Below are 13,394 nucleotides of genomic sequence, written 5' to 3' on the forward strand. Positions count from 1 at the left end.
TTTTATATTAAAAATGCTCGAATATTGAAATTTCATATTAATTTATTCACATTGGGTAAAGTCCTGTAAATAATAATGGATGAAATTTAATAAGTGGCTATTCAACTTAAAAGCTTACTATCTGGGAAAAAGATTACGGCTACACTTTGCCTTATTTATAACCCTCCTTATTTCAATTTTCCAAGCGCTAAGGCGATATCAGATCTCAATAAAATTAAACGGTCTGGACTTCTGAATTATTTTTACTCTCTGCAATATCAGAATGTACGATGATTATTTGCAATGAAAGCGAGCAAAAACAAAATAGGGAATATCTTTTAAAGATAGTACACGTATTAGTAAAACATCGATTCAACATTGATTATTTTATTGTGTTTAATAGACTTTGTTGTGTCTTTAATAATATCACATAGTAAAGTTGCAGACTGTTGTCCCATTTTAAATAATGGTTTATTAATTCTGCATAAATTATCTAATTCATTATATTTAAGTTCTTTAGAAGCGCTAAAATACGAGATAGTGAGCGGTTTAGTTAGTTTGGATTTACTTTCATTGGCTTGATGTAACGCCCCTAAAACCATGCTATCAGGAGATTGATTGTGTAGATCTTTATAATAAATTTCATCTAAATAGGTTAAGCTAAAATTATCGGCACAAATGACTGCTGATGGCAATTTACTTCCGTTTATTAATTTTTTTATAGCTGATCTGGCATGTTGATAAGTAAAGCAACCTTGAATAATATATCGAGGCTCAATAACAATATTGGCACGTAGCAATGCTTGTTTATAACCTTGTAGCAAAAGTGCTGAACTTATCAATTGGTCATTATTAAGTAAAATAGCAACTTTGGTATGAGAATTTTCAGTTAAATATTTCGTCATTTGATATCCGATCAATAAATGATCAAAGTGAACGCAAATAAAATCAAGCGAAAAGTGATTAACTAATACAATGGGGGGTAATGTATCTTTATAAGAAACCAGTGTTTTTAAATATGGAGCATCATTGATAATTATAATCCCGTCAAATGCATTTTGGGCTACATAACGAATAATATGATGGATATCGTTTCTATTATTATAAGGAAACTGCAAATAAAACAGTTGATACTGCTCTTTTTTTAAAGCTTGTTCTAAACCAAGATTGATTAAACTTTTTGAAAAAAGTTGATTATCAATAATTAATATCTTTCTACTGTTATGTATTGATTGAAAGGGTTTGACATTTTTTGATGTATCTATATTTAATTCTTCAATAGCTTGATAAACGCGTAGTTGAGCTTGAGGAGAAGTTAAATGTGGTTTTTTTAATACTCTTGAAACCGAAGCAACTGAAATATTAGCTTTTGTAGCAATATCCGATAGAGTGATTTTTGTCATATTAACGAATAAATTTTGATTAAAGTGGCTTATTACTTTACGGATATTAAGCTAATTTGTAAGGGCTCAGATTTTGTTTTGTCGATCTGTGTTCCAAAATTGAAAAATATCTTTTCCGCTATATTTGACAATATAGTGATATAATTACCGTTAAATTTTTTATTTGGGTTTATAAATATGTCTGCATGGAATATTGCTATTGTGGGGGCGACAGGGCAAGTGGGTTCTGCGCTAGTTGAATTATTACAACAACGTAGTTTACAAGACAATAGTCTAAAAATTGAAAATCTCTATTTGGTCGGTAGTGACAATAGTGCTGGTGAAGTTGTTCGTTTTGCTGGTAAAAATTTAACTGTTACCGATAGTGCACAAATGGATTGGAGCCAGTGCCATTTTGCCTTTTTTGTTGCTGGTTATGAAACAAGTGAAAAATATGCACAAATTGCGGCAGAATCAGGTTGTGTAGTGATTGATGCAAGTGGCTATTTTGCTCAGCAGGATCATATTCCATTAGTAGTACCTAAAGTTAATAACAGTGTATTAACTGAATACCGTAATGAAAACATTATAGCTGTAGCTAGTGCCACAGTGTGCCAATTATTGCGTTGTGTTGCGTCTTTAACTGATATTGAGTTATTAACCAATTTACATGTCACCAGTTTTATTCCGGCCTCATTGTATGGTAAGCCAGGAGTAGATGAGCTGGCTGGACAGAGCGCTCGCTTATTAAATGGTATGCCAGTTGATAATCAGTTATTTGACAAGCAATTGGCATTTAACTTATTACCCGTATCGCACGAACATGATGATTCAATATTAGGTGAAAAGTCACAAGTTAATCAAATTCGTAAAATATTAAGTAATTATGAACTTCCTGTCTCTATTGAGTCAGTGATTGTGCCTGTGTTTTATGGGGTGTCACAAGCTATTAATGTATCAAGTAGCTTACCGATTGAGTTAGATATGGCACGTTTTAGCGAGTTTGGGGTTGAAGTGCAAAGCGATAGTATGCCAACTCCAGTGACCGAAGTTAGTATAGAGTCTGAAGGTCAGCTAACTATTAAATTGGCTAATTTGAGACACAGTTACGGCCATTATGAACAAATTCAATTTTGGTCAGTTGCTGATAATATTCGTTATTTAGGTGCATTAATGTTAATTGAGACACTTGAGATCCTCATTAATGACTATATATAAAATTGCCCTTGGTATTGAATATGATGGTAGTAATTACTTTGGCTGGCAACGACAGCAGTATGTTGATTCTATTCAAGAAAGACTAGAATCCGCACTATCGACAATTGCTAATTCACCAATAAACGTCTTTTGTGCTGGTCGCACAGATGCTGGTGTACACGCAACTGGTCAAGTTATTCATTTTGAAACCCAAGTCATGCGTTCAGCTAGTGCTTGGACAATGGGAGTGAATTCTCATTTACCTGATAATATTGCGGTGCGTTGGTCACAAGTAGTTGATGATAGTTTTCATGCGCGGTTTAGTGCGACTGCTCGGCGTTATCGTTATGTGATTTATAATCATCGTTATCGGACGGCAATTTTAGCTAAAGGAGTATCGCATTATTATTTACCTTTGGATGAAACCTTAATGCATCAAGCTGCACAGTATTTATTAGGTGAGAATGATTTTTCATCCTTTAGAGCAGCGCAGTGCCAATCAAGAACACCTTGGCGTAATATTCATCATATCGAAGTTTGGCGACAAGGTGAATTTATTATTGTTGATATTAAAGCTAACGCGTTTGTTCACCATATGGTACGTAACATTGTGGGCAGTTTACTTGAAGTAGGTGCGGGTAATCGACATCCAGAATGGATTAGCGAACTTTTACAGGCTAAAGATAGGACGAAAGCTGCTGCAACAGCAAAATCTGAAGGATTATATTTAGTTCAGGTGGATTATCCATCAGAATATCAAATACCAACCCAAGCATTAGGCCCATTATTTTTAAAATAAGTTGGATAATAAGCAAACAATAAAAAGTTAATTAAATTAAAAAGATAAATGTAATGAAGACTGATCGAACAAGCACAAATAAAGATTCTAGAAATCAAGAAGCGAAAAAATCAAACTTGCATAATATCAAGCTTCCACCACACTCAATTGAAGCTGAACAAGCAGTACTTGGTAGCTTGATGCTTGATAATCAACGTTGGGATGCTGTATCTGAAATGATCACTGATCGCGATTTTTATTCGCGTCATCATCAACTAATTTTTTCTGAAATGCATACATTGGTCAGTAAAGGTACACCAATTGATTTAATTACCCTTTCTGAAAGCCTTGAAAGTAAAGATGTTTTATCTGATGTTGGTGGTTTTGCTTATTTGGCTGAACTTTCAAAAAACACACCAAGTGCGATAAATGTTGTTGCTTATAGTGATATTATTCGCCAACAAGCGATTTTACGTGAATTAATTAGTGCATCAAATGATATTGCTGATAACTGTTATGCAACAGAAGGGCGAGATAGTACCGAAATTTTAGATTTGGCGGAAAGTAAAATATTTCAAATCGCTGAAAGCCGAACTAAACAAGGTGAAGGTCCAAAAAGTATTACCGAAGTGCTAGAAGCAACGGTAGCTAAAATCGAAGAGTTGTTTCAACGTCCACATGATGGTGTGACAGGAGTTTCAACAGGTTATATCGATTTAGATAAAAAAACGGCTGGTTTGCAGCGTTCCGATTTAATTATCATTGCGGCAAGGCCATCAATGGGTAAAACCACTTTTGCTATGAATTTGTGCGAAAATGCTGCTCTAGAACAAGAAAAACCAGTATTAATATTCAGCTTAGAAATGCCTTCAGAACAAATCATGATGCGTATGCTAGCTTCGCTTTCACGTGTTGACCAAACAAAAATTCGAACAGGACAACTGCAAGACGATGATTGGGCAAGAATCTCAAGCACAATGGGGCTATTGCTCGAAAAGAAAAACATCTATATCGATGACTCATCAGGTTTAACGCCAATGGAATTACGCTCAAGAGCAAGACGCATTTATCGGGAACATAAAGGCTTAAGTATGATAATGGTTGATTACTTACAGCTTATGCGTGTACCGAATATTTCTGAAAATCGTACTTTAGAAATTGCCGAAATATCGCGTTCACTAAAGGCCTTGGCTAAAGAATTACAAGTTCCTGTTGTTGCACTATCTCAGCTTAATCGTAGTTTGGAGCAACGAGCCGATAAAAGGCCAGTTAACTCTGATTTACGTGAATCAGGCTCTATCGAACAAGATGCTGATGTGATTATGTTTATCTATCGTGATGAGGTTTATAACGAAGCCTCAGAACATAAAGGCATTGCTGAAATTATTCTAGGAAAACAGCGAAACGGACCAATTGGTAAAGTTCGATTAAAATTCCAAGGTCAGTTTTCACGTTTTGATAATTATGCAGATAATAGTAAATATTTGGATGATGAATAACAATTAAATTAATAATAACAGCGTAAAATGGCTTAAAAATATCATTACGCTGTTTTTTTATAGCTGTAAAAAAGTATTTCTAAAAACGGCTTCTTTGCAATAGTTACAAGAATAATTTTAGTGGCGTAATTTTTTGCCAGTAATAAACTGATAAACCTGAGCAAATAAAAATATGGTTGCCTGCAAAATAACAATACAAGCACTAGTTGATGCATCTGCATAATAACTTATCAAAGTGCCCGCCACCGTTGAAAATGTGGAAACTAACACAGCAATTACTAACATCCATTCAAAACGTTTAGTTAACGAAAAGGCAGTTATACCTGGAGCTATTAGCATAGCAATAACTAAAATCATACCCGCTATTTTTAACGAACCTACAATGGTTAAAGCTAACACACTTAATAAACCATAATGTAATAGTTTAACTGGTAGTCCAACAACTTTGGCTTGCAGCGGATCAAAGCAGTAAAGCATAAGATCGCGACGTTTTATAATAACTAAGATTGATACAATTGTAGCAATAAATATGATCTTTTTAAGCTCGTCATAACTAGTGCCAAGTACACTACCAAATAGGATATGATTTAAATGCTGTGAAGTATCTACTTTTGAAAATAATACTAAACCAAAAGCAAACATACCCGAAAATACAATCCCCATTACGGTATCTTCTTTCAATCGGCTGTTTTCTTTGATGTAACCTGTTGCAACCGAGCAAAATAGGCCTGAAGCAAAAGCACCAATTATAATGGGAATACCTGCTAAATAGGCCAGCACAATTCCAGGTAAAACCGCATGCGAAATTGCATCCCCCATTAATGACCAGCCTTTTAAAACTAAAAAGCAAGAAAGCAAGGCACAAACTATACCAGTTGCTAGTGCAGCTAAAATTGCTCGCTGAATAAGAGGAAGGGTCAGAGGATAGTAGATAAATTCCCAAAACTCTGTCATACCTTTCTCCCTTTATTTAAACGGCTTTTACGGATCTGAAGATGATTGGCAATAAGTCCTTGCTTTGGAGCAAATAAAAATGCGGCAATAAAAATCAGCGTTTGTAGCGTTACAATAACGCCACCAGTTTCGCCATTTAAAAAGTAGCTAATCCAAGCACCAACAGCACTAGTTACAGTGCCAATAAGAACCGAGATAATCAATAGCCGAGAAAATCGATTAGTCAGTAAGTAAGCGGTTGCCCCAGGGGTAACAACCATAGCTATTACTAAAATAGCCCCAACTGTTTGTAATGCTGCAACGGTACATGCGCTTAAAATAGTAAAAAATAGGATTTTTAGTTTTAATGGTTTTAATCCAATCGATCTGGCATGAGTTTCATCAAAAAAAACAACCAACAAATCCTTCCAAAAAAAGAAAAGTAGTATAAATGATACCAAAATAATGATTTGCACTTGCCACATATCGCTACCATCAATTCCAAGAATATTACCAAATATAATAGTTTGTGCATTAACGGATGTTGGATTGAGCGAAATAATTAACAAACCGACAGCAAAAAAGGTTGAAAAAATAAAACCGATAGTGGCGTCTTCTTTTAAGCGTGTAAAGGCACGAACCAACGTAATTGCAAGTGCCGCCAGTAATCCAGTAAAAAATGCTCCAATTGAATAAGGTAGTCCAAGTGCATACGCACCAGCAACGCCAGGTACAACAGAGTGCGATAGCGCATCGCCCATTAGTGACCAACCTTTTAACATTAAAAAAGCCGATAAAAAAGCACAAGCAGCGCCAACAATACTACTTACCCAAATTGCTTTAAGCATAAAATCGTAGGTAAATGGTTCAAGTAAAAGTTCCATTTATTGTTACCCCTTGGGTTTATTATCGTGATGGTCAATCAATAAATCTCGATGGGGGGAATCATGCTTACCTTCGCCATAAAAAATAGCAGCACGCTCATCGTCAGTTAATATGGATACTTTACGAGGATCTTCGTCATTATGCAGTTTCTCGCCTGATAAACTAAGGTAACGTAGTGCACCACCAAAGGTGGTCATTAAATTTTGCGGTGTAAAAGTTGTTTTAGTTGGACCAAAGGCCAGTACGGTTTGATTAATTAATACCACTTGATCACAAAATTCAGGAACACTACCTAAGTTATGGGTTGAAACTAAAATTAAATGGCCTTCTTCACGCAGATCTTTCAATAAATCAATAATGGCATTTTCAGTTTTAACATCAACTCCAGTAAAGGGCTCATCTAGCAACAGCACTTTACCTTGTTGAGCTAATGCTCGAGCTAAAAATACTCGTTTTTTTTGCCCACCAGAAAGTTCGCCAATTTGACGATGCTTAAAATCAAGCATGTTCACACGTTCAAGAGCAATATTAACTTGTTTTTTGTCTTCTTTGCTTGGAATACGTAAAAAAGACATATGCCCGTATCGTCCCATCATTACTACATCCGACACCAGAACAGGAAAATCCCAATCGACTTCTTCGGTTTGTGGCACATAGGCAATGATATTTTGCTTTAAAGCTTGCTTTACTGAGAAATCATTAAAAGTTACACGCCCACGGGTTGGATGAACCATTCCCATAATGCTTTTAAATAACGTTGACTTGCCACTACCATTAATACCAACTAAAGCACAAATAGTACCACCGTTTAAGCTAAAGCTAGCATCATAAATTGCAGTATGGCCATTATTATAAGTCACCGTAATATCATCAACTTTCAAGCAAATTTGAGTCATTATTTTTCAAATCCTTTAGCAATGGTTTCAACGGTCACTTTTAACAAATCAATATAAGTTGGAACAGGACCATTTTTAGTTGAAAGCGAATCGACATACAAAACGCCACCATATTTAATATCGGTTTCTTTGCTCACTTGTTTAGCGGGTTTATCTGAAATAGTACTCTCACTAAAAATGACAGGAATATCATTTGCTCGCACTAAATCAATTAATTGCCTAACTTGCTGAGGTGTGCCTTGTTGTTCAGCGTTTATTGGCCATAAGTAAGCTTCTTTCAAATTATAGTCGCGAGCTAGATAACTAAAAGCTCCTTCGCTGGTCACAAGCCAACGTTTTGCCTCAGGGATTTTGGCCAACCGTTCGCGTAATGGTGCATCAAGCGCTTTAATTTTAGCAATATAATCAGCAGCATTTCTATTATAAATAGCCGTATTTTTAGAATCATATTTGACAAATGCCGCGCGAATATTTTCAATATAAATTAAGGCTAGTGTTGGCGACATCCAAGCATGTGGATTAGGGTTACCTTTATAGCTTCCTTCGCGGATTGGCATCGGCTCAATACCTTCAGTCACAACAACGGATGGGACATCTTTTACATCTTCAAAAAAGCGTTTAAACCAAAGCTCCAAATTAAGGCCATTCCATAACACTAAATCTGCTGAAAGCACTTTGGTAATATCTTGCGGGGTGGGGTCGTATTCATGAATTTCTGCGCCGACCTTGGTAATTGACTCTACTATAGCAGCATCACCAGCTACATTTTGCGCAATATCTTGAATAACCGTAAAGGTAGTAACGACTTTAAATTTCCTTTCTGACGCTTGTGCAGATTTGTGCATACCTGTCAAAATAATTAACGAAGTTAAAATAACCTTTAATAATATTTTACGATTTTTCAAAAAATTGAACTTCATTAGCGACTCCTAGCGTTTAACTCATAAACAAATAGCAAAATTCAGTGATTGTTTCTAACAAATCTAACAAATATCTTTCAATTTAATTACTTGTAGTAGTGACACTTCATTGCCAATTATTTATAGCAATAAATTTAAATGTTAATGAGAATTATTATCATTTAAAAGGTAAAAGTCAATTTTTTTTAAAGTTCACGATCTCAATTAACTTTAGACATAGCTATGTTATTAATTCATTGTATATAAAACCAAAATAATTAGTAGCTAATTCCATCTATTTAAATAATAGTTAAAGTAGAAAAGATTGTTTATTAAATCATACTAATCTAGCTTTATACTATGAAAAACACTTGTTGTTTTACTTTATTTTTTAATAAAGCGAGGCTTAATATGAAACTGCGAAAAGTGATGATTATCGGCGTGGGTAATGTGGGATCAACAACGGCTTATACATTGGTTAACCGAGGTATTTGTGAAGAAATTGCACTTGTTGATCTTAATAAAGAATTAGCCTATGGGCATGCACAAGATTTATTAGATGCGGCGGCTTATCGGCAAAACATGGTCAAAGTTAGCCTGCGTGAATCGACTGATTGTTCAGACATTGACATAGCCATTATCACCGTCACATCAGGCATAGCCCAAAAAAGCCGTGCAGAAGAGCTTGCAGGAACCTCTAAAATCATTGCCAACATAGTGCCTGATATGATGAACAATGGTTTTAAAGGCATATTTTTAATTGCCACCAATCCTTGCGATGCAATTACATATCAAGTCTGGAAACTATCTGGCTTGCCTCGTCATCGAGTGATTGGTACAGGAGTATGGCTTGATACGGTACGTTTGCGTCGATTATTGGGCGAAAAAATAGATATTGGTCCACAAAGCATTGATGCCTTTATTGTTGGTGAGCATGGTGATTCACAATTCCCCGTTTGGTCGCATTCTTCGGTTTATGGAATTAATCTTAATGATTTAGAAAAAAACAAAATCGATTTTGAACAAATTGGCACGCAAGCTCGAAAAATGGGCTTTGAAATTGCTAACCGTAAGCACTGTACTGAATATGGAATAGCTAGCACCATAACCGAAATTTGCCAACATATATTCACTAATAGTCATCGAGCATTAGCGCTTAGTTGTATTTTAGACGGAGAGTATGGCTATAAAAATGTTGCAATTGGTGTTCCTGCAATTTTAGAACAACATGGTATTAAAAAAGTGATCAAGCTCGATTTTAATGAAAATGAAAGACAACTCTTTGAAAAAAGTATCAATATTGTGAAAGGATATATTGATCATATCAAATTACCGTAGTACAAGTTATTTTCGCTATTGCTTGAATAGCGCGCTAGCCAAGCGTTATCTATTTGTGGCGTCATTGCATACACAATACGCCACGAGCAAGGTTTTTATAACGATCATGGAAGAAAAAGAAATAGTTTTGAAATATACTGCTAATCTTCTAAGATGATTTTAAGTTGGTTTTCAAGTTGATTATAGTTAGCATCACTTAAAAAATGGTAATGAGTATCTCTGATATTGCTGGCGATTTTTTTATATGTATTAAGATGTTCAGATACGGGATAGCAAGCAATATAATCATTAAAAGCGGCAACATCAGCAACGTCAGCAAACTGCTTTTTATATTGAGATGATGCAGTTTGAGTATTGGCGAACGTATAATTAGTATTAAACCAACTAAACAACAATATAGTTAATAACAATGGTATTTTTTCATGGTTGCAGTTTTCCTAGTTATTTCCTTTTATCAGTGAGATATTGCACACTATTATTTCTTATTTTAATTTAGCATATTAAATCGATACTCTGTATAGAGTTATTAAAATCAATCACAATCAACATGCAACCTTTTTTTAGCACATTGCACACACTCAAACAAATAGCCAACGAACGTCCCGTCTTTCGATAAAGACGATTTTATCAATTCTTCGGGATAGTCTTGGATATCATCTAAGATTTCATCAAAATAGGGTTCAATTTCTTTGGCTCCAACATAACCAATAAAAGCACAAGGTTCGTTACAATGCGATAACCAAACTTCCTGTTGCCATGATGAATAACTCGGGGTTTTTAATACTATTTCGTCTAACATTTCGGATGGCACATCTTCTACACCATAATTATCGTTGAATTGACCTTGATATTTTTCTGCAGCCGAACCATCGGCAATACACCATGGGCAGATATAATCAGGATCTTCAACACAATAAGGTACCAAATTATATTTTATTGTTCGTTTTTGATTACAAACGGAACAAATTCCCTTTTCATTAACAAAAATATCGAGTTGATATGCATTTGGGTGATATTTAAACATAGGTAAGCACATCACAGACTCCTTTATTATAATAAAATTAAGATTATATAACCTAAGTGAGTTCAATACAAAATAATTAAATGCCAGATTACTATCATCAGCAAGTTGATAGTTGAATAGTAATTCTTGAAAGTTAAGTCTAAAACATATACTAAGTTAAAATACAAAAAATAGCTGTAACAAAAATCACACTATCAACCAACACTTCAAGTGCGACAAACCCGATTAAGTTACCAGTGGGTGAGCAAAGTTTTGCAGATATAGGCATGATGGTTTCTACATTAAGATTAAGTAACTTAGTGAGTATAAGTTACTTAGTCACACGTTATAACTATTGGGGAGATGATGATGGAGACGGACAAAGTGGAGTAACGACATTTGAGAATTTGATGTTGAGTATTATAGATAAAAATAACCAAGCAATAGGCTGTAGTGATGTATTAACGATATGTAATACACCTTATAAAGTGGAATTAAGTAGTCATAATAACAAAAGTGCTAATCTATAAATGTTTGATTTTATTTAAAAATATAAAATAAAAAATCCAATAAAATCAATAGTCTACCTGAGATATTTTAGAGCAAGAAACACGCTTATAGCACCATAATATTAATAAGTTTGCCTTATCAGAGCGCCAAAATATGCCGATAATGAAGTAAAGCTAGCACGCCAAACTGGGCTATTGGGCGTGTTTGTGTTTTAGATGTTATCAGCAATATTAATCATTCCGTAAAAGTCAAAAAGTCCTAAAGATAACACCATATTTTAATTATGAAATTAACTTATCACTAAAGCCGAATCGTTTTCATCTTTACATTTCTTTACAAAAGATCCGCAAAAAAACTAGCCAACTGTTTTTTTTATGGCTATAATTTTATCATTATAGGGAAACAAGCTTGTTAAATAAGCGAATCGTTATAAAAAATATAAATAAAACAAAGTATTATTTAGCATGAGGAATGTAATGGGGTATCATCTTTTGCCACAAGCGCAGGCAACCTACGGTTTAAATTTATCAAATAATCTTATTCGACGAGTTTTTGCACGAAACTTATTTATATCTTCGAAATCATTATCGAAATTAACCCAAAAAATCTTGTTGGTACTGTTATTAATGCTGCATTCATTGAATTTGCAGGCATTAACTAGCAAAAGTGGTCGAATAAATAATAATCATAGCGATGCAATAGTTCTACCTTCAACGATGTTTATCAACTACGTAAAGCCGAATCTACGATATGGTGAGATGGCTGCTGCTGGTTGGGGGATGAACCACGCAGGTCCACCTAACATATGGGATCCTAAGGAAGGTTTTCTTGTTCAGGCAACTCATCCATCTGATTATGGACTTAATTTTCCAACTACGGGCTTAGATGGTTTATATTTTGATTTAGGTATTGAAGGTGGAGATCCAAGTCAGTTGACTTGGTCTGTTGAGACGGAAGGAGATATAAAAGCAACGGTGAGTTGGAGGAGACCACTCTTATATGACAGTGATATTTGGATTCCTGAGAGATCTCGGGAAGATTATTATGTTACACGGGTAACATTAAATGGTCCTAGTGCAAGTCCTAGTCAGATAAATTCAGATTCTCCTAGCCGACTGAAAGTTCCATCTTTACCACAGACATTTGAGTTGGTGGGAAGAGATGGTCGTGGCAATGAGGTGAAGTATGGATTTGTGCTAAAGCAGTGGTTCGTTACTCGTCGTTTGGACCATTATCTTATGGAGCCTTTTAAAAAACAATCAGCATGGTGTGGTAATTTGGGTTATAGAATGCCACGGGTAAGCGATTTAACCAATGCGAAATGCGGTACTATGGAGGGAATGCCGTTTCTATGTGACACAGATAGTGCTAAACCGCCTTCAATAGGTAATTATTATCAACGACAAATTGGTGCTGGACTTCTTGCTGAATGGGGTGTTGTGGGTGATTATGGCGAAAAACCCTCCCCCGTGCCAGTTTTATGGACGAGTGACTTCTATTTGGTTATGGATCAAGGCTCGGTTATGGATTTTATGGGGCAGGGTAAAGATTTTATTGCTCATATGATTATGAGTGGTCAGGCTGATTTCCCATATCCTGTTATTTGCACCACACTTTATGAATAAGGGCACGGGCGTTTATAGTGTAAATAGAGGTAATATAACCAAGCATGCAGCCTGTGAGTTAGTTGGGACGCTGAACAGGCAAAGGCGCCTTTTGTTATTAAACAGCGGTTTCTAAACCACTGTTATTAAATAACAAAAGCGCTTTTATTAAAAAGCCAAATTCAACGTAATAAAAAACTAGCCTATAAACGGTTGATTTTATTTAAAAATAAAAAATCAAATAAAATCAATATCCTACCTGAACAATTTTAGAGCAAAAAACACGCTTATAGCACCACAATATTAATAAGCTTGACTTATCAGAGCGCCAAAATATACCGATAACAAAGTAAAGCTAGCACGCCAAACTGGGCTGTTGGGCGTGTTTGTGTTTTAGATGTTATCAGCAATATTAATCATTCCACCAAAGGTTAAAATGCCTGAAATCTGACATCATATTTTAATTAAAAAATTCACCTACTTTTATAACT

At 35.1% G+C, this 13,394-nt stretch carries 13 protein-coding genes; 6 read left to right on the forward strand and 7 right to left on the reverse strand.

Annotation, left to right across the window (positions count from 1 at the left end):
- Positions 1 to 335: 335 nt before the first annotated feature.
- Complete coding sequence (locus tag ACGH6Q_RS03965; protein WP_411591997.1) at positions 336 to 1,382, reverse strand: LacI family DNA-binding transcriptional regulator; 1,047 nt, start codon at positions 1,380 to 1,382, stop codon at positions 336 to 338.
- A 177-nt stretch (positions 1,383 to 1,559) separates the two neighbouring features.
- Here ACGH6Q_RS03965 and ACGH6Q_RS03970 point away from each other — a divergent pair, with 177 nt between their 5' ends.
- The 3 genes from ACGH6Q_RS03970 to dnaB are packed head-to-tail and all read left to right on the forward strand — an operon-like array spanning position 1,560 to position 4,835.
- A complete protein-coding gene (locus ACGH6Q_RS03970; RefSeq protein ID WP_411591999.1) occupies positions 1,560 to 2,579 on the forward strand; it encodes an aspartate-semialdehyde dehydrogenase in 1,020 nt (339 codons plus the stop codon).
- Complete coding sequence (gene truA / locus ACGH6Q_RS03975) at positions 2,566 to 3,357, forward strand: tRNA pseudouridine(38-40) synthase TruA (protein WP_411592000.1); 792 nt, start codon at positions 2,566 to 2,568, stop codon at positions 3,355 to 3,357. Before ACGH6Q_RS03970 ends, truA begins: the two co-directional genes overlap by 14 nt.
- A 53-nt stretch (positions 3,358 to 3,410) precedes the next feature.
- On the forward strand, positions 3,411 to 4,835 hold the full coding sequence (gene dnaB / locus ACGH6Q_RS03980; protein ID WP_411592001.1) for a replicative DNA helicase: 1,425 nt from the start codon (positions 3,411 to 3,413) through the stop codon (positions 4,833 to 4,835).
- Between the two features lie 117 nt (positions 4,836 to 4,952).
- Here dnaB and ACGH6Q_RS03985 read toward each other — a convergent pair whose 3' ends face one another.
- Genes ACGH6Q_RS03985 through ACGH6Q_RS04000 form a run of 4 tightly spaced genes read right to left on the reverse strand, consistent with a single transcriptional unit; the run spans position 4,953 to position 8,394 of the window.
- A complete protein-coding gene (locus ACGH6Q_RS03985) occupies positions 4,953 to 5,789 on the reverse strand; it encodes a metal ABC transporter permease (RefSeq protein ID WP_411592003.1) in 837 nt (278 codons plus the stop codon).
- Positions 5,786 to 6,652, reverse strand: a complete 867-nt coding sequence (locus tag ACGH6Q_RS03990) for a metal ABC transporter permease (RefSeq protein ID WP_411592005.1) — start codon at positions 6,650 to 6,652, stop codon at positions 5,786 to 5,788. Before ACGH6Q_RS03990 ends, ACGH6Q_RS03985 begins: the two co-directional genes overlap by 4 nt.
- A gap of 6 nt (positions 6,653 to 6,658) precedes the next feature.
- Positions 6,659 to 7,549, reverse strand: a complete 891-nt coding sequence (locus tag ACGH6Q_RS03995) for a manganese/iron ABC transporter ATP-binding protein (RefSeq protein WP_085165930.1) — start codon at positions 7,547 to 7,549, stop codon at positions 6,659 to 6,661.
- Positions 7,549 to 8,394, reverse strand: coding sequence for a metal ABC transporter substrate-binding protein (locus tag ACGH6Q_RS04000; RefSeq protein ID WP_363318997.1), 846 nt, complete (start codon positions 8,392 to 8,394; stop codon positions 7,549 to 7,551). Before ACGH6Q_RS04000 ends, ACGH6Q_RS03995 begins: the two co-directional genes overlap by 1 nt.
- A 465-nt stretch (positions 8,395 to 8,859) precedes the next feature.
- On the opposite strand from ACGH6Q_RS04000, the gene ACGH6Q_RS04005 reads away from it, so the two are divergent.
- Positions 8,860 to 9,786: an L-lactate dehydrogenase gene (locus tag ACGH6Q_RS04005; protein WP_411592007.1), complete on the forward strand. Its 927-nt coding sequence runs from the start codon at positions 8,860 to 8,862 to the stop codon at positions 9,784 to 9,786.
- Positions 9,787 to 9,926: 140 nt separating this feature from the next.
- On the opposite strand, the gene ACGH6Q_RS04010 is transcribed toward ACGH6Q_RS04005, so the two are convergent.
- Complete coding sequence (locus ACGH6Q_RS04010; RefSeq protein ID WP_085165932.1) at positions 9,927 to 10,196, reverse strand: hypothetical protein; 270 nt, start codon at positions 10,194 to 10,196, stop codon at positions 9,927 to 9,929.
- Positions 10,197 to 10,318: 122 nt separating this feature from the next.
- The gene (locus ACGH6Q_RS04015; RefSeq protein ID WP_065590690.1) at positions 10,319 to 10,822 is read right to left on the reverse strand and encodes a CbrC family protein; all 504 of its coding nucleotides are present in this window, start codon (positions 10,820 to 10,822) and stop codon (positions 10,319 to 10,321) included.
- A gap of 287 nt (positions 10,823 to 11,109) precedes the next feature.
- Here ACGH6Q_RS04015 and ACGH6Q_RS04020 point away from each other — a divergent pair, with 287 nt between their 5' ends.
- Both ACGH6Q_RS04020 and ACGH6Q_RS04025 read left to right on the forward strand, forming a co-directional pair.
- A complete protein-coding gene (locus ACGH6Q_RS04020; RefSeq protein WP_411592008.1) occupies positions 11,110 to 11,319 on the forward strand; it encodes a hypothetical protein in 210 nt (69 codons plus the stop codon).
- A gap of 456 nt (positions 11,320 to 11,775) precedes the next feature.
- Entirely contained in the window at positions 11,776 to 12,924 is a 1,149-nt protein-coding gene (locus tag ACGH6Q_RS04025; RefSeq protein ID WP_411592009.1) for a hypothetical protein, read from the forward strand.
- The last annotated feature ends 470 nt before the right edge of the window (positions 12,925 to 13,394 follow it).

Source organism: Gilliamella sp. BG2, from assembly GCF_046635645.1.
GTDB lineage: Bacteria > Pseudomonadota > Gammaproteobacteria > Enterobacterales > Orbaceae > Gilliamella > Gilliamella bombi.